Below are 16,035 nucleotides of genomic sequence, written 5' to 3' on the forward strand. Positions count from 1 at the left end.
GCGCTCGAACTTTTCTTTTGCCATTTTTTCGACTCCGAAAAAAATCAAATGCTAACGATGTTTCGGCGCAACCATCTGACACAGAAGCACCACTAATTGGTGCCCATGGGCAGGATCGAACTGCCGACCTCTCCCTTACCAAGGGAGTGCTCTACCACTGAGCCACATGGGCATAAGCCTGCACAAGCAAACTTATGAATCTTGGAGCGGGAGACGGGAATCGAACCCGCGTCATTAGCTTGGAAGGCTAGGGTTCTACCATTGAACTACTCCCGCAAACTTGGGTTTGCGCGCACCGCCAAGCGATGCTTAAATCTCTTCACCTCGAAAGGTGGTGGAGGGAGCTGGATTCGAACCAGCGTAGGCGTAAGCCAACAGATTTACAGTCTGCCCCCTTTAGCCACTCGGGCATCCCTCCGAAGAGATTTAGATTGTAGCAGATTTTTTTATCGCAAAAATATTTTTAGGTATTTTCTTGAGTTTGTTTGGCGCGGCTGGCGGGGATCGAACCCACGACCCTTGGCTTCGGAGGCCAATACTCTATCCACTGAGCTACAGCCGCTAACGACACCCGCTACACGCGAACTACCAAAAAATCTGCAGCCCGCATTCTAACCCGCACTTTTGCGCCGCTTCAGGGAATCACGCAATTTCTTTTTGCAAATCGAACCCCAACCCCTTCAAGTACAGCGCAACAGCCAGCATCCCCTCCGCCTCCAGATCAAAAGATTGCCCATCCTGCAGCAACCAGAAATGCAGCACACCATCAAAGATAGCCTGCAACCCCCGCGCCGCATTTTGACCAGACACAGGCAAGCACACACCTTCTTGCTGAGCGGCCAACAACAACGCCTGCTCTATCTGCAGCGCAAACCGAAGTGCACCCTCTATGCGCCGCTGGCGCACATCCAAGAGCTCACCCACACACTCAACCTTGTACAAAGCAATATCAAATACACGCCGAGTTGCCGTGTCAGTACTCACAGACCTGAACACCATGCGCAGAACACCCAGGATCTCGGGCAGCACCGCACCGTGCTGCATGAACTTGGCTTGGCCAGCCTCCCACGCCTGCTCGAACGGCAAAGTTGTCCTTTGCATCAAGGCATCAAAAAGGTCCACCTTGTCCTTGAAGTGCCAATAAATAGCACCTCGCGTCAAGCCTGCAGCTTGCGCCACTTCCGACAACGAGGCGCCCGCCACCCCCTTGGCAAAAAACACCTCCGCGGCAGCATCCAGCAACTTGTTGCGCGTTGCCTCCGCATCCTCTTTGGTACGACGAGCCACAAATCGCCCCTTTCAAGCAAAAATCATCACCGCATCACCCCCAACATCAGCAAGGTCGGGATGACTTGTCATTAATTATACATTCGCGTATGTATGTATAATTTCCAGACTAACCCGGCCTTTACACTTTGTGCAGAGGCCTATTTTTGTTCTGATCTGTCCCATCCAACCGTACGGCCGCCCACTCTCCCTTCCATGAGGATGTCCATGAACCGCTTCCCCCCTCCTTTTGCACTCCGCCGTCCGATGATTGGCGCATTGGCTTTGGCATCTCTCCTGGCATTGACAGCCTGTGGCAAGAGCGACCAGCCAGCCGGTCATGCAGGCGGTGAAACGCCCGCTCCCCAAGTGGGCGTGGTGGTCGCTCAGCCCTCGGACGTGGCCCTGGTCACTGAACTGCCGGGCCGTGTCGAGGCCTCGCGCACCGCCGAAGTCCGTGCTCGCGTCTCGGGCATCCTGCTCAAGCGCCTGTTCCGTGAAGGCAGCGACGTCAAGGCCGGCCAGCCTCTGTTCGAAATCGATGCTGCACCCTACCGCGCCACACTGCAGAGCGCACAGGCCTCGGTAGCACGCGCCGAAGCCACGGTGGCCCAGGCCAAAGCCCTGACCGAACGCTACAAGCCCCTGGTGGAAGCCAATGCCATCAGCAAACAGGACTACACCACGGCCGTGGCCGCCCAGAAACAGGCCGAAGCCGATCTGGCATCGGCCAAGGCCGCCGTGGAAACCGCCCGTATCAACCTGGGCTATGCCTCGGTGACAGCCCCCATATCGGGCCGCATCGGCCGCGCCCTGGTGACCGAAGGTGCGCTGGTAGGCCAGGGTGAAGTCACCCAACTGGCCACCATCCAGCAGATCCATCCCGTCTATGTGAACTTCACGCAGTCGGCCTCGGACGTCATGCGTTTGCGCAGTGCCATGGACGCCGGCCAGCTCAAGAAGGTCAGCGGCCAGGATGCGGCCAGCGTGCGCATCGTGCTGGACGACGGCACGGAATATGGCCAGACCGGCAAACTGCTGTTTTCGGACCTGACGGTGGACTCCACCTCGGGCCAGATCACGCTGCGCGCCGAAGTGCCCAACCCCGGCGGCCAGTTGCTGCCCGGCCTGTACGTGCGTGTGCGCCTGGAGCAGGCCCAGGCAGCCGATGCCATCCTCGTGCCCCAGCAGGCCGTGACCCGCAGCGACCAGGGCGACAGCGTCATGGTGGTCGATGCCGAAGGCAAGGTTGCTCCACGCAAGGTGCGCATCGGTTCGGCCAAGGGCACGAACTGGGTGGTGCTTGAAGGCCTGAAGCAAGGCGAGCAGGTGATGGTCGACGGCTTCCAGAAGCTGCGCGGCGCGCCCAAGGTCCAACCCGTGCCATGGCAGCCCGACGCCGCCAAGGCCAACGGTGCCCAGCCCGCCGCCGCGCCTGCGGCCGAAGCGGCCAAGGCAGACAACAAGTAAGGAGCGCCGCAGATGGCCAAGTTCTTTATCGACAGACCCATCTTTGCATGGGTCATCACCATCTTCCTGATGGTGATCGGGGCGGTGTCCATCACCAAGCTGCCCGTCGCCCAGTACCCCGCCGTGGCGCCGCCGACCATCCAGGTCTCGGTGGCCTACCCCGGCGCCACCGCCCAGACGCTGGAAGACAGCGTGCTCGCCGTCATCGAACGTGAGATGAACGGCGCCACAGGCCTGGCCTATGTGGAAACCACCAGCCAGGCCAACGGCACAGGTACGGTGGTGCTGAGCTTCGAGCCCGGCACCAATTCCGACCTGGCCCAGGTGGATGTGCAAAACCGCCTGTCGCGCGCCACCCCGCGCCTGCCTGCCGCGGTGACACAGCAGGGCGTGCGTGTGGAGCAGTCCCGCTCCAACTTCCTGCTGTTCTCGATGATCACCACAGAGAACCCTAACTTCAGCCTGGACGCCCTGAACGACTACGCCGCACGCAACATCGTGCCCGAGCTGCAGCGCGTCACGGGCGTGGGTTCGGTCACGCAGTTCGGCGCCGAGCGCGCCATGCGCGTCTGGGTCGATCCAGCCAAGCTCAAGGGCTTCAAGCTGTCCATCGACCAGGTCAGCGCCGCCATCAAGGCCCAGAACGCCCAGGTGTCCGCCGGCAACCTCGGTGACCTGCCTGCCGTCAGCGACCAGCCCATCGCCGCCACGATCGTCGTGCGCGGCCAGCTGAGCACGCCCGAGCAGTTCGGCAACATCGTGCTGCGCGCCAACACCGACGGCTCGTCGGTGCGCCTCAAGGACGTGGCCCGCGTCGAGTTGGGCTCGCAAAGCTACAGCACCTCGGCCCGTCTGAACGGCAAGTCGGCCGTGGGCCTGGGCGTGCAGCTCACGCCCTCGGCCAACGCCCTGGCCACGGCCACGGCCACGGCCGTGAAGGACAAGCTCGCCGAGCTGCAGAAGTTCTTCCCTGAAGGCGTGTCCTTCTCTGTGCCCTACGACACCTCGACCTTCATTTCGGTCTCGATCGAGAAGGTGGTCCACACCCTGCTGGAAGCCGTGGTGCTGGTGTTCCTGGTGATGTACCTGTTCCTGCAGAACATCCGCTACACCCTGATCCCGACCATCGTGGTGCCCGTGGCCCTGCTGGGCACGTTTGCCGCGCTGTTCGCCATGGGCTTCTCGATCAACGTGCTCACCATGTTCGGCATGGTGCTGGTGATCGGTATCGTGGTGGACGACGCCATCGTGGTGGTGGAGAACGTCGAGCGCATCATGGCCGAAGAGGGGCTGCCGCCCCTGGAGGCCACACGCAAGGCCATGAGCCAGATCTCGGGCGCCGTGATCGGCGTGACCGTGGTGCTGATCTCGGTGTTTGTGCCACTGGCCTTCTTTGCGGGCTCCACCGGCAACATCTACCGCCAGTTTGCGGCCACCATGGCCACGTCCATCGCCTTCTCGGCCTTCCTGGCGCTGTCGCTCACCCCGGCACTGTGCGCCACCCTGCTCAAGCCGGTCGATCCTGACCACCACAGCGAAAAGAAGGGCTTTTTTGGCTGGTTCAACCGCCGCTTCAAGAGAGCCACGCACAGCTATGAAGGCGCGATGGGTTCCCTGGTGCGCCGCGGTGGCCGCATGATGGTCATCTACCTGGTGCTGGTGGCCGCCGTGGGCTATGTGTTCACCCGCCTGCCCACCTCCTTCCTGCCCAACGAAGACCAAGGCTACATCATCACCAACGTGCAGCTGCCGCCTGGCGCCGCCGAGGCCCGCACCAGCGAGGCCCTCAAGCGCGTCGAGGAGTACATGCTGGCTCAGCCCGAGGTGAAGAACATCGTGACGGTGTCGGGCTTCTCGTTTTCCGGCCAGGGCCAGAACGCCGGTCTGGCCTTCGTGATCCTGAAGGACTGGAGCGAGCGTACGGGGGCCGAGCATTCGGCCAGCGCCGTGGCGGGCCGCGCCTACATGGCGCTGAGCCAGGTGCGCGACGCCTTCATCTTCGCGCTCAGCCCCCCGCCCATCCCAGAGCTGGGCACGGGCACCGGCTTCAACTTCCGCCTGCAGGACCGCGGCGCCAAGGGCCACGATGCCCTGATGGCTGCACGCAACCAGTTGCTGGGCATGGCCTCGCAGAGCAAGATCCTTGCAGGCGTGCGCCCCGACGGCATGGAAGACGCGCCCCAGATGCAGCTGGAGATCGACCGCGACAAGGCCAGCGCCCTGGGCGTGGGCTTTGACAGCATCAACTCGGCCCTGTCCACTTCGCTGGGTTCGGCCTACGTGAACGACTTCCCCAACCAGGGTCGTCTGCAGCGTGTGGTGGTCCAAGCCGATGCCAAGGCGCGCATGCAGCCCGAGTCCATCCTCGATCTGCCCGTGCTCAACAACCAGGGCCAGGTGGTACCACTGTCGGCCTTCGCCTCCACACGCTGGATCACCGGCCCAATGCAGACCGTGCGCTACAACGGCTACTCCTCGATGAAGCTGGCCGGCGATGCCGCACCAGGCTATTCGACAGGGGATGCCATGGCCGAGATGGAACGCCTGGCCGCCCAGTTGCCCGAAGGCTTCGGCTTCGAGTGGACCGGTCTGTCGCGCGAGGAAAAGCTCGCCGGCGACCAGGCCATGGTGCTCTACGCCTTCTCGCTGCTAGCCGTGTTCCTGTGCCTGGCCGCGTTGTATGAAAGCTGGTCCATCCCCTTCTCGGTGATGCTGGTGGTGCCGCTGGGCGTGCTCGGCGTGGTGCTGGCCACACTGACCCGGGGCATGGCCAACGACGTGTACTTCCAGATCGGCCTGGTGACCATCATCGGCCTCTCGGCCAAGAACGCCATCCTGATCGTGGAATTCGCCAAGGACCTGCAGGCCCAGGGCAAGAGCGTGATCGAAGCGGCGCTGGAAGCGGCCCACCTGCGGTTCCGCCCCATCATCATGACCTCGCTGGCGTTCACCCTGGGTGTGGTGCCCCTGTTCATCGCCTCGGGCGCCAGCTCGGCCAGCCAGCGTGCCATCGGCACCGGCGTGATCGGCGGCATGATCACCGGCACCGTGCTGGCCGTGGTCTTCGTGCCCGTGTTCTTTGTGCTGGTGCGCAGCTTCTTCAAGGGCAGCGAACGACAACGGAAGATATATGCCGCGCACGCGCAAGCCGCCGGCATCGAGGAGAGCAAGCATGAGTAAGACCCCGAGCCTTCGCCTGTCGGTGCTGGCCACCGCCGCGCTGCTGGCCGGCTGCTCGCTGGTGCCCAAGTACGAGCGCCCGGCAGCCCCCGTGCCCACGGCCTTCCCCACGGTCTCCGGTGCCACGGCGCCGGCCGCCGCCGAAGGCCAGGCCAGCGCGCCCGTGCCCTGGGAGCAGTTCTTCACCGACGCCCGCCTGCAGCGTCTGGTGCGCCTGGCCCTGGAGAACAACCGCGACCTGCGGGTGGCCGTGCTGAACCTGGAGCAGGCCCGCGCCCAGTTCCAGATCCGACGCGCCGACCAGTTCCCCACGGTGAACGCGGCGGCCAATGCCAGCCGTGGCAACAGCCAGGTCACGGGCGACATCGTCAACAACTTCCAGGTGGGACTGGCGGTCTCGGCCTGGGAGCTGGACTTCTTTGGCCGCATCGCCAGCCTCAAGGAACAGGCCCTGGCCCAGTACCTGGCCAGCGACGAGGGCCGCAAGGCCACCGAGCTGAGCCTGGTGGCCAGCGTGGCCAACGGCTGGCTGACCCTGCTGGCCGACGAGGAGCTGCTGGACATCTCGCGCCGCACCCTGGCCACGCGCGAGGAGTCCATCAAACTGGCCAAACTGCGTTTCGACAACGGCGTGGCCTCGGAACTGGACTACCGCCAGGCCCAGTCGCTGACCGAAGCCGCACGCGCCACCTATGCGCAGCAGATCCGCCAGCGCAGCCAGGACGAGAATGCCCTGGCCCTGCTGCTGGGCCAGCCCCTGCCGGACGACCTGCGCGCAAGCCTGAAGGGCGCCAAGCTGGCCGATGCGGCCGCCATGGCCAGCCTGCCAGCCGGCCTGCCGTCCGACCTGCTGGTGCGCCGCCCCGACTTGCGCCAAGCCGAGCAGCAGCTGATCGGCGCCAACGCCAACATCGGCGCAGCGCGTGCGGCCTTCTTCCCGCGCATCGCCCTGACCACCCAGGCCGGCACGGTGAGCAACGAGCTCTCGGGCCTGTTCAAGAGCGGCAGCTGGGGCTTTTCCATCGCACCTTCGCTGACCCTGCCCATCTTCGACGCCGGCCGCAACCAGGCCAACCTCGAAGTGGCCAAGGCCAGCCGCGGCATCGCCGTGGCCCAGTACGAAAAGGCCATCCAGACCGCATTCCGCGAAGTTTCGGATGCCCTGGCCGGCGAAGCCACGCTGGGCGAGCAGGCGCGGGCCCAGCAAGCCCAGATTGAGGCCGAGCAGGCACGCCTGCGCCTGTCCGAACTGCGCTACAGCAACGGCGTCGCCAGCTACCTGGACCTGCTGGACGCCCAGCGTTCGCTGTTCACGGTGGAGCAAACCGCAGTGCAGGTACGCCTGGCCCAACTGCAGAACCAGGTTGCCCTGTACAAGGCCCTGGGCGGCGGCTGGTCCGAAGCCAGCCTTGGCAAGCAGGAAACCACCAATCGTTGAGGTGCGTCAACTCTGTACCACAGCGGCCGCCAAACGGCCGCTGGGGGACTGGGGCAAAAAAACCCCATCGATATAATCCGCCGTTGGTTTTTCCCCGCCCCGATAACCAGAGGACGCCATGAGCGACAAGCACCACGAAGAAGCCCATACCGGCCCCATCAAGAACCCCAAGCAGTTGCTGATCACGGTACTGCTTGCCTTCATCCTGCCCGTGATCCTGATCATTGGCCTGGTCACCTTCGTGGGCTCGGCGCCCAAGACCGGTGCCGGCGTGGGCATGCAGGAGCTGGCCCAGGCACAGCGCCTGCAAAAGGTGGGCGCCGTGGAGATTCGTGATGCCAACCGCCCCCTGCGCGGTGGCGAGGATGTGTACAAGGGCCAATGTGCCGCCTGCCACGCCACCGGCGTTTCGGGCGCGCCCAAGTTCGGCGCTGCGGGTGACTGGGGTCCCCGTCTGGCCCAAGGCTTTGACGCCCTGGTGCACTCGGCCCTCAAGGGCAAGGGTGCCATGGCCCCCCAAGGGGGTGGCGACTTCAACGACCTGGAAATCGCCCGTGGCGTGGCCTTCATGGCCAATGCCGGCGGCGCCAACTTCCCAGAGCCGCAGCCTGCCGCGCAGGAAGGCGACGCCGCAGCGAAGTAATCGCCAGCGCGCTCCAACAAAAAGGACCCTCAGGGTCCTTTTTTCATGCCTGCGCTGCGGCCCGCTGCGGGCTGCGCACGAACTGGAAACGCTGCGGCAGCGCATCCCACGCCAGGGACTGGGGGTGCCAGTGCCCCTGCTCCACCACGTCGGCCACGTGCACCATGTCCTGCGAGTGCACCACGCCCAGCACCCCGGCACAGCGCAGGTAGACACGGCCTTCGTCATCCATCCAGCAGTCCTGCACCTGGGCCTGGGGCACGCCCGTGTGCGAGCAGACCGCGCCTTGCGCATCCACGCGCCAGACCATGGGCGTGTGCTCCAGCTCCACATACACCCGCTGCGGGCCGTTCTGGAAAAACCATTGGCCTTGCGCGTCGGTCTCGTAATTGCGCCCGATGAAGGCCAGCAGCTTCTCGTGCTCCACCAGGGTCCCCTTGCTCTGTGGAAATGGGCCCTGCGCCTGCACACCCGCATCGCGCAGCCACCACTGGCCGCGGGCATCCAGGCCCAGCCAGCCGTGCACATGCGGCACATTCGGCCATTTGATCAACGCCTGCTTCACGATCTCATCCATGCTGTCGGTCCTTTGCGCGCTGCCACTTGGCGGCGCCTAACGGTTGCCCGCATTTTGCCTACAAACCCGCGGCGCGGTCGGCCACCACAATGGCGCCAGGAACTGCTCTGAAGGGACATGTGCATGAAACATCTGCTCGCCATCCTGCTGATCGCCACCTCGCTGTCGGGCTGCGGCTACAACGATTTTCAGCGCCTGGACGAAGACACCAAGGCCAAGTGGAGCGAAGTGCTGAACCAGTACCAGCGGCGCGCGGACCTGGTGCCGAACATCGTCGCCTCGGTCAAGGGCGAAGCCAACTTCGAGCGCGACACCCTGACCCAGGTGATCGAAGCCCGCTCCAAGGCCACCGCCATCCAGGCCACGCCCGAGCTGATCAACGACCCCACCGCCTTCCAGCAGTTCCAGCAAGCCCAGGGGCAGCTGGGCAGTGCCCTGTCGCGCCTGATGGTGGTGGCCGAGCAATACCCGCAGCTGCAGGCCAACCAGGCCTTCCGCGATCTGCGCGTGACACTGGAAGGCACGGAAAACCGCATCAACGTGGCCCGCAATGCCTACATCCAGTCTGTCCAGGCCTACAACGTGCTGGCGCGCAGCTTTCCCACCAACCTGACGGGGATGCTGTTTGGCTACCAGCCCAAACCCAGCTTCACGGTGGCCAACGAGGCCGAGATTGCCCGCCCGCCGAGCGTCGACTTTGGCAGCAAGTAAGGCCGGCGCGCCCCTGCGTCGGCCCGTTGAGGAAGCAAATATGGCTGTCTCGCTGATGTGGCAAGCGCTGCTAGCTATCGTTCTGAGTGCATGCTGGCTGCCCGGCTGGGCACATGGCGTGCTGCCTGTGCCCGCACTCACTGCTGCGCTGATCGATCAGACCCACACCCTGTCGGTCGAGGAGTCCCGGGCGATCGAACAACGGCTGCGCAGCATCGAAGCCAAGTCGGGCTCGCAGGTGGTGGTGCTGATGGTGCCGACGACCGCACCCGAAGACATTGCCCCCTTCGCCTACCGCGTGGCCAGCACCTGGAAGATCGGCCGCAAGCACGTGGGCGACGGCCTGTTGATCGTGGTCGCCAAGGACGACCGGCGCATGCGCATCGAGGTGGCCCGCGCCCTGGAGGGCGCCATCCCCGACCTGGCCGCAGCGCGCATCATCGACCATCAGATGGCCCCGCAATTCCGCCAGGGGCACTATGCCGCCGGCATCTTGGCCGCCCTGGACCAGATTGCCGCGCGCATCGCCGGTGAGGCCTTGCCGGCACCGCAGCAGCCCACCACCGCCCGCGACCGTGTGGACCTGGAGAGCCTGGCCATTTTTCTATTTTTCGGGGTGATGGTCGTCGCCCCGCTGCTGCGCCGCCTGCTGGGCAACAAGCGGGGCGCGCTGTTGGTGGGCGGGGGGGCCGGGGTGCTGGCCTACGCGGTCACTACCAGCCTGTGGCTGGCCGGGGGCGCCGGGGTGCTGGCCGCCCTGGTAACCTTGCTGGCCAATGGCCCACGCGGTGGGGGCGGCCCGCCACTGGGGGGTGGCTGGAATGCGGGCGGCCGGGGGGGATGGCGCGGCGGGGGCAACGGGGGTTGGGGCGCTGGCGGCTTTCGCTCCGGCGGGGGGGGGCAGCTTTGGGGGCGGTGGCGCTTCCGGGAATTGGTGACGCACCATGGCCCACCTGCTGCAACGCCTGTACCGACTGTGGCAGCACCGCTGGGTGGAGGGCCAGGTGCGCGAGACCTTCCCCGACGACGTGCTGCAGCGCCTGGAGCGGGCCGTCGCCGCCAGCGAGCGCCTGCACACCGGCCAGCTGCGCCTGTGTGTGGAAGGCGGACTGCCCTACAGCTACATCTGGCGCAACGCCAGTGCCCGCGACCGGGCCGTCGGGCTGTTTGGCAAGCTGCGCGTGTGGGACACCGAGCACAACAATGGCGTGCTCATCTACCTGCTGCTGGCGGAACACGCCATCGAGATCGTGGCCGATCGCGCCATGACCCGTGCGGTGCCGCAACTCACCTGGGATGCCATCGTGCGCGACATGCAACAGTCTTTTCAGCAGGCCGCCTACGCGCAAGGGCTGGAGCAGGCGCTGGAACTGGTGTCCCAATTGCTGGTGGCGCACTTCCCGCGCAACCCCGCAGACCGCACCGACGCCGCAGACAACCTGCCGGACGCCCCCGTGGTCCAGGGCCGCTTCACCAAGGATGTCTAGCCCACGGCCGGGCGCGGCTGGAAAGAACTTTTCACGCTAGAGGGTCCAGCGCGCCAGTCACTCACGCCCTGCGGGTGAATGCAGCCCCACAAACGCCGCCACATTGGCCAGCACGGTCAGCCAGAACAGGATGCGGAAATCGGCTTTGCGGCTTTTGTGCCGCAACCACTGCTGCGCCACAATCGCGCCGGGCCAACCTCCCAAGGCCGCCAAGGTATGCAAGGTGGATTCCGACGTGCGCCAGAGCCCCGCCTGGGCCGCACGCTTGTCCTGCCAATAGGCGCAGAACGTGACTAGGCTGAGCACCGCGTACCCCGGCAACACCCAGCGCGGCACGCCCCAGACCATGGCGGTGCCAACCCACACCAGCGCAAAGGCCAGGATCGCCACATAGCTGCCACCCCCGCTCACCCGCGCACCGCAGGACACCCGGCCCGCCGTGCGTTGGGGACCGCCTGCGCGTGGGCGCACGGCAGGCCGCCCTGTCACCTGCTGCGCCCGTGGCTTGCCGCCTTCCATGCCCACGGCAAATTCCAGGCGCAACCCCACCTGCGGACGGGACGTGGCTTGGGGCCGCGGCTGCCAGGCGCTGATGTGCACAAACACGCGTGCACCACCCTGGTCCGGCTGGATGAAGCCAAAGCCGCGGTCATCGTTCCACTCCACCAGACAGCCGTGATAGCGCATCAACGTCTTTCAAAAACCAGAGCTGCCAGCGCTTGATCAGCAACGCTTTCAGCATATTTATCGATGCAAAGCCTTGTACATCGAGCACCAAGTGCTTTGTTTTTGAGAACAGGCATAAAGAAAGCCACCTTGCGGTGGCTTTCTTTGCAGAGACCGGTCGATCAGCGCTTGCCGCGGTACTTGCGCAGCGCGGCCATCTGTGCCGCCAGCACAGCCAGCTCGGACTGGGCCTTGGCCATGTCGACGTCATTCTTGGCGTTCTTCATGGCTTCCTCGGCGGCAGCCTTGGCCTGGGAGGCCTTTTGCTCGTCCAGATCCTTGCCACGGATGGCGGTGTCGGACAGCACGGTCACGCAGTGGGGTTGCACTTCCAAAATGCCACCGGCGACGAAGATGAATTCTTCGCTGCCATTGGGCAATTCGATGCGCACGGAACCGGGTTTGATGCGGGAGATCAGCGGCGTGTGCTTGGGCAAGATACCCAGCTCGCCCGCTTCACCAGGCAGTGCGACAAAGCGCGCTGGACCGGAGAAGAGGGATTCCTCGGCACTGACCACATCAACGTGGATGGTGTTCATCTTTGCTCCTGAGAAAAGGTGGGACTGGGCTTGTTGCGACGTGCAACCGAGGCTCACGCCCCGGTTTCACGACAGCTTAAGCAGCCAGCTTCTTGGCCTTTTCGAAGGCTTCGTCGATGGTACCGACCATGTAGAAAGCCTGCTCGGGCAGATGGTCGCACTCACCGGCGCAGATCATCTTGAAACCACGGATGGTTTCGGCCAGAGGCACGTACTTGCCAGGGGCGCCGGTGAACACTTCAGCCACGTGGAAAGGCTGCGACAGGAAACGCTGGATCTTACGAGCACGGGCCACGACCAGCTTGTCTTCAGGGGCCAGTTCGTCCATGCCCAGAATCGCGATGATGTCGCGCAGTTCCTTGTAGCGCTGCAGGGTGCCCTGCACTTCGCGGGCCACCTTGTAGTGCTCTTCACCCACCACTTGGGGGTCCAACTGGCGGCTGGTGGAGTCCAGAGGATCCACGGCAGGGTAGATACCCAGCGAAGCGATGTCACGCGACAGCACCACGGTGGAGTCCAAGTGGGCGAAGGTCGTCGCAGGCGAAGGGTCGGTCAAGTCGTCCGCAGGCACGTACACGGCCTGGATCGAAGTGATGGAGCCCACCTTGGTCGAGGTGATACGCTCTTGCAGACGGCCCATTTCTTCGGCCAGCGTAGGCTGGTAGCCCACAGCGGAAGGCATACGGCCCAGCAGCGCGGACACTTCGGTACCGGCCAGGGTGTAACGGTAGATGTTGTCCACGAAGAACAGCACGTCCTTGCCTTCGTCACGGAACGACTCAGCCATGGTCAGGCCGGTCAGCGCCACGCGCAGACGGTTTCCTGGAGGCTCGTTCATCTGGCCGTAAACCATGGCCACCTTGGACTCGCCCAGGTTCTCCTGGTTCACCACGCCGGCGTCCGACATTTCGTGATAGAAGTCGTTGCCTTCACGGGTACGTTCACCCACACCAGCGAACACCGACAGACCGCTGTGGGCCTTGGCGATGTTGTTGATAAGTTCCATCATGTTCACGGTCTTGCCCACACCGGCGCCACCGAACAGACCCACCTTGCCGCCCTTGGCGAAAGGGCAGACCAAGTCGATCACCTTGATGCCGGTTTCCAGCAGCTCCTGCGAAGGCGACAGTTCGTCGTACGCAGGGGCCTTGCGGTGGATGGCGGCCGTCAGGGTCTGGTCCACGGGACCACGTTCGTCGATGGGGTTGCCCAGCACGTCCATGATGCGACCCAGGGTCGCCTTGCCCACGGGCACGGTGATGGCGGAACCAGTGTTGGTCACCATCAGGCCACGCTTCAGGCCGTCGGAAGAACCCAGCGCAATGGTACGGACGATGCCGTCGCCCAGCTGCTGCTGCACTTCCAGGGTCAGGGCCGAGCCTTCCAGCTTCAGCGCGTCGTACACCTTGGGCATCTGGTCACGTGGGAACTCCACGTCCACCACGGCGCCGATACATTGAACAATCTTGCCTTGTACTTGAGCCATTCTTTGCTCCAATCTGTTTGTCTGTTAAAGCCGTTTACACAGCGGCAGCGCCTGCGACGATTTCCGACAGTTCGGTCGTAATCGCGGCCTGACGCGTCTTGTTGTAGACCAGCTTCAACTCGCTGATGACGTTGCCAGCGTTGTCGGTTGCGGCCTTCATGGCCACCATGCGCGCCGATTGCTCGGACGCCATGTTTTCCGCCACTGCCTGGTACACGAGGGACTCCACGTAACGCACCAGCAGATCGTCAATGACGGTCTGGGCATCAGGTTCGTAGATGTACTCCCACGATGCACCCGTCTTCTCGGCTTGCATTTGCTCGTTCGACAGTGGAAGCAGTTGCTCCACCACCGACTCTTGCTTCATGGTGTTGATGAACTTGGTGTAGCTCAGGTACACCGCGCTCAGCTTGCCTTCAGCGTATTGGTCCAACAACACCTTGACAGGCCCGATGAGCTTGTCGAGGTGGGGCTGATCGCCCAGTGCTGTGGCTTGAGAGACCACCTTGGCACCAATACGGCTCAGGAAAGCCAGTCCCTTGCTGCCAATCGCCACGGCCTCCGCCGAAGTGCCCGCATCTTGCAGTTCACGCAACTTGGTCGTGACGACACGCAACACATTGGTGTTCATGCCGCCGCACAAGCCCTTGTCGGTCGTCACCACAATGATGCCGGCCTTCTTCGCATCAGCATGCACTTGCATGAAGGGATGCTGATACTCAGGATGTGCTTCGCCAAGATGAGCTGCAATATTGCGGACTTTTTCGCTGTATGGACGGGCAGCCAGCATCCGTTCCTGCGCCTTGCGCATTTTGGATGCAGCCACCATTTCCATGGCTTTGGTGATCTTCTTGGTGTTTTCCACCGATTTGATCTTGCCGCGTATTTCCTTGCCTGCTGCCATGATGGCTCCTCGTCCGGTTTAAGCGAACGACTTCTTGAACGCAGCGATGGCAGCGGTCAATTCAGCTTCGTCCTTGCCTTCCTTGTCGAAAGCGCGGTTGGCGTTCAGGCGGTCCAGCAGGGCGCCGTGGCTGGTCTTGAGGAACTGGTGCAGACCGGCTTCGAAGGGCAGCACTTGCTTGACTTCGATGTCGTCCATGTAGCCCTTGTTCACGGCGAACAGCGTCGCGCCCATCAGCGCTGTGTTCAGCGGCGAGTACTGGGCCTGCTTCAACAGTTCGGTCACGCGGGCACCACGATCCAGCTGCTTGCGGGTTGCGTCATCCAGATCGGAAGCGAACTGCGCGAACGCGGCCAGTTCACGGTACTGCGCCAAGTCGGTACGGATACCGCCGGACAGGCCCTTAACCAGCTTGGTCTGGGCAGCACCACCCACGCGGGACACCGAGATACCGGCGTTGATCGCAGGACGGATACCGGCGTTGAACAGGCTGGTTTCCAGGAAGATCTGGCCGTCGGTAATCGAAATCACGTTCGTAGGCACGAAGGCAGAGACGTCGCCAGCCTGTGTCTCGATGATGGGCAGCGCAGTCAACGAACCGGTCTTGCCCTTGACAGCGCCCTTGGTGAAGGCTTCGACGTAGTCGGCGTTCACGCGAGCGGCACGCTCCAGCAGACGGCTGTGGAGATAGAACACATCGCCGGGGAAAGCTTCACGTCCTGGAGGACGACGCAGCAGCAGCGAAACCTGGCGGTAGGCCACAGCTTGCTTGGACAGGTCGTCATACACAATCAGGGCATCTTCACCGCGGTCGCGGAAGTATTCGCCCATCGTGCAGCCGGAGTAAGCCGACACGTACTGCATCGCAGCAGATTCGGAGGCCGTTGCAGCCACGACGATGGTGTATTCCATCGCGCCAGCTTGCTCCAGCGCGCGCACCACGTTCTTGACGGACGAGGCCTTTTGACCGATCGCCACGTAGATACAGGTAACGCCTTGACCCTTTTGGTTGATGATGGCGTCGATCGCAACAGCGGTCTTGCCAGTCTGGCGGTCACCAATGATCAGCTCGCGCTGACCACGGCCCACGGGCACCATGGAGTCGATGGACTTGATACCGGTTTGCAGAGGCTGGTCCACGGATTGACGTGCGATCACACCAGGCGCAACCTTTTCGATCACGTCGGTCATCTTGGCGTTGATGGGACCCTTGCCGTCGATAGGCTGGCCCAGCGCATTCACCACGCGGCCGATCAGTTCGGGACCCACGGGCACTTCCAAGATACGGCCGGTGCACTTCACAGTGTCACCTTCGGCGATGTGGGTGTACTCACCCAAGATCACCGCACCGACGGAATCACGCTCCAGATTCAGAGCCAAGCCATACGAAGGCTGGCCATCGGCGGAAGCGGGGAATTCCAACATTTCGCCTTGCATCACGTCCGACAAGCCGTGCACGCGCACGATACCGTCCGTCACCGACACCACGGTGCCTTGGTTACGGATATCGGCAGTTGCTTCCAGCCCTTCGATGCGGCTCTTGATCAATTCAGAAATTTCTGCGGGATTGAGTTGCATGACTCTTTCCTTCTTTCTTTGGTTAGCCGA

At 63.5% G+C, this 16,035-nt stretch carries 13 protein-coding genes, 4 tRNA genes and 1 pseudogene; 7 read left to right on the plus strand and 11 right to left on the minus strand.

The window, feature by feature from the left end:
- Positions 1–97 precede the first annotated feature (97 nt).
- From CA2_RS14505 to CA2_RS14525, 5 genes are all read right to left on the minus strand, one after another.
- Positions 98–172: transfer RNA gene (locus CA2_RS14505), tRNA-Thr, on the minus strand.
- 30 nt (positions 173–202) lie between these two features.
- Positions 203–276 (minus strand) — tRNA-Gly (locus tag CA2_RS14510).
- Positions 277–332: 56 nt separating this feature from the next.
- Positions 333–418: transfer RNA gene (locus CA2_RS14515), tRNA-Tyr, on the minus strand.
- Positions 419–486: 68 nt separating this feature from the next.
- Positions 487–562, minus strand: a tRNA-Arg gene (locus tag CA2_RS14520).
- A gap of 80 nt (positions 563–642) precedes the next feature.
- Positions 643–1,287 carry a TetR family transcriptional regulator gene (locus CA2_RS14525; protein WP_042418822.1) on the minus strand — a complete coding sequence of 215 codons (645 nt, stop codon included), beginning with the start codon at positions 1,285–1,287 and terminating at the stop codon, positions 643–645.
- Positions 1,288–1,494: 207 nt separating this feature from the next.
- Between CA2_RS14525 and CA2_RS14530 the strand changes: the two genes are divergently transcribed.
- The 4 genes from CA2_RS14530 to CA2_RS14545 all read left to right on the plus strand — a co-directional run bounded on the left by CA2_RS14530 (position 1,495) and on the right by CA2_RS14545 (position 7,997).
- Complete coding sequence (locus CA2_RS14530) at positions 1,495–2,736, plus strand: efflux RND transporter periplasmic adaptor subunit (protein WP_156106070.1); 1,242 nt, start codon at positions 1,495–1,497, stop codon at positions 2,734–2,736.
- Positions 2,737–2,748: 12 nt separating this feature from the next.
- A complete protein-coding gene (locus tag CA2_RS14535; RefSeq protein WP_042418827.1) occupies positions 2,749–5,916 on the plus strand; it encodes an efflux RND transporter permease subunit in 3,168 nt (1,055 codons plus the stop codon).
- Complete coding sequence (locus CA2_RS14540) at positions 5,909–7,354, plus strand: efflux transporter outer membrane subunit (protein WP_081889026.1); 1,446 nt, start codon at positions 5,909–5,911, stop codon at positions 7,352–7,354. The genes CA2_RS14535 and CA2_RS14540 overlap by 8 nt, the downstream gene beginning before the upstream one ends.
- Positions 7,355–7,472: 118 nt before the next feature.
- Positions 7,473–7,997, plus strand: a complete 525-nt coding sequence (locus CA2_RS14545) for a c-type cytochrome (protein WP_042418831.1) — start codon at positions 7,473–7,475, stop codon at positions 7,995–7,997.
- A gap of 43 nt (positions 7,998–8,040) precedes the next feature.
- On the opposite strand, the gene CA2_RS14550 is transcribed toward CA2_RS14545, so the two are convergent.
- A complete protein-coding gene (locus CA2_RS14550; RefSeq protein ID WP_042418834.1) occupies positions 8,041–8,574 on the minus strand; it encodes a DUF2946 family protein in 534 nt (177 codons plus the stop codon).
- A gap of 123 nt (positions 8,575–8,697) precedes the next feature.
- On the opposite strand from CA2_RS14550, the gene CA2_RS14555 reads away from it, so the two are divergent.
- The 3 genes and pseudogenes from CA2_RS14555 to CA2_RS14565 all read left to right on the plus strand — a co-directional run bounded on the left by CA2_RS14555 (position 8,698) and on the right by CA2_RS14565 (position 10,772).
- Positions 8,698–9,285 carry a LemA family protein gene (locus CA2_RS14555; protein ID WP_042418950.1) on the plus strand — a complete coding sequence of 196 codons (588 nt, stop codon included), beginning with the start codon at positions 8,698–8,700 and terminating at the stop codon, positions 9,283–9,285.
- 40 nt (positions 9,286–9,325) lie between these two features.
- Positions 9,326–10,223 (plus strand): annotated as a pseudogene (locus tag CA2_RS17690) (TPM domain-containing protein).
- A gap of 6 nt (positions 10,224–10,229) precedes the next feature.
- Complete coding sequence (locus tag CA2_RS14565; RefSeq protein WP_042418839.1) at positions 10,230–10,772, plus strand: TPM domain-containing protein; 543 nt, start codon at positions 10,230–10,232, stop codon at positions 10,770–10,772.
- Between the two features lie 57 nt (positions 10,773–10,829).
- Here the strand turns inward: CA2_RS14565 and CA2_RS14570 are convergent, their stop codons facing one another.
- The 5 genes from CA2_RS14570 to atpA all read right to left on the minus strand — a co-directional run bounded on the left by CA2_RS14570 (position 10,830) and on the right by atpA (position 16,005).
- Positions 10,830–11,459, minus strand: a complete 630-nt coding sequence (locus CA2_RS14570; protein ID WP_042418843.1) for a DUF1294 domain-containing protein — start codon at positions 11,457–11,459, stop codon at positions 10,830–10,832.
- 161 nt (positions 11,460–11,620) lie between these two features.
- Positions 11,621–12,037 carry a F0F1 ATP synthase subunit epsilon gene (locus tag CA2_RS14575; protein ID WP_042418847.1) on the minus strand — a complete coding sequence of 139 codons (417 nt, stop codon included), beginning with the start codon at positions 12,035–12,037 and terminating at the stop codon, positions 11,621–11,623.
- A 76-nt stretch (positions 12,038–12,113) separates the two neighbouring features.
- A complete protein-coding gene (gene atpD / locus CA2_RS14580) occupies positions 12,114–13,523 on the minus strand; it encodes a F0F1 ATP synthase subunit beta (RefSeq protein ID WP_042418852.1) in 1,410 nt (469 codons plus the stop codon).
- A 34-nt stretch (positions 13,524–13,557) separates the two neighbouring features.
- A complete protein-coding gene (atpG, locus tag CA2_RS14585; RefSeq protein WP_042418857.1) occupies positions 13,558–14,427 on the minus strand; it encodes a F0F1 ATP synthase subunit gamma in 870 nt (289 codons plus the stop codon).
- A gap of 18 nt (positions 14,428–14,445) precedes the next feature.
- Complete coding sequence (gene atpA, locus CA2_RS14590; protein WP_042418860.1) at positions 14,446–16,005, minus strand: F0F1 ATP synthase subunit alpha; 1,560 nt, start codon at positions 16,003–16,005, stop codon at positions 14,446–14,448.
- Between the last annotated feature and the right edge of the window lie 30 nt (positions 16,006–16,035).

This window comes from Comamonas aquatica NBRC 14918, assembly GCF_000739875.1.
Taxonomy (GTDB): Bacteria; Pseudomonadota; Gammaproteobacteria; order Burkholderiales; family Burkholderiaceae_C; genus Comamonas; species Comamonas aquatica.

Excerpts from the sequence above, each read along its gene's own strand:
- CA2_RS14530 (WP_156106070.1), top strand. The coding sequence starts at position 1,495 with ATGAACCGCTTCCCCCCTCCTTTTGCACTCCGCCGTCCGATGATTGGC.
- CA2_RS14535 (WP_042418827.1), top strand. The coding sequence starts at position 2,749 with ATGGCCAAGTTCTTTATCGACAGACCCATCTTTGCATGGGTCATCACC.
- CA2_RS14540 (WP_081889026.1), top strand. The coding sequence starts at position 5,909 with ATGAGTAAGACCCCGAGCCTTCGCCTGTCGGTGCTGGCCACCGCCGCG.
- CA2_RS14545 (WP_042418831.1), top strand. The coding sequence starts at position 7,473 with ATGAGCGACAAGCACCACGAAGAAGCCCATACCGGCCCCATCAAGAAC.
- CA2_RS14550 (WP_042418834.1), bottom strand. The coding sequence starts at position 8,574 with ATGGATGAGATCGTGAAGCAGGCGTTGATCAAATGGCCGAATGTGCCG.
- CA2_RS14555 (WP_042418950.1), top strand. The coding sequence starts at position 8,698 with ATGAAACATCTGCTCGCCATCCTGCTGATCGCCACCTCGCTGTCGGGC.
- CA2_RS14565 (WP_042418839.1), top strand. The coding sequence starts at position 10,230 with ATGGCCCACCTGCTGCAACGCCTGTACCGACTGTGGCAGCACCGCTGG.
- CA2_RS14570 (WP_042418843.1), bottom strand. The coding sequence starts at position 11,459 with ATGCGCTATCACGGCTGTCTGGTGGAGTGGAACGATGACCGCGGCTTT.
- CA2_RS14575 (WP_042418847.1), bottom strand. The coding sequence starts at position 12,037 with ATGAACACCATCCACGTTGATGTGGTCAGTGCCGAGGAATCCCTCTTC.
- atpD (WP_042418852.1), bottom strand. The coding sequence starts at position 13,523 with ATGGCTCAAGTACAAGGCAAGATTGTTCAATGTATCGGCGCCGTGGTG.
- atpG (WP_042418857.1), bottom strand. The coding sequence starts at position 14,427 with ATGGCAGCAGGCAAGGAAATACGCGGCAAGATCAAATCGGTGGAAAAC.
- atpA (WP_042418860.1), bottom strand. The coding sequence starts at position 16,005 with ATGCAACTCAATCCCGCAGAAATTTCTGAATTGATCAAGAGCCGCATC.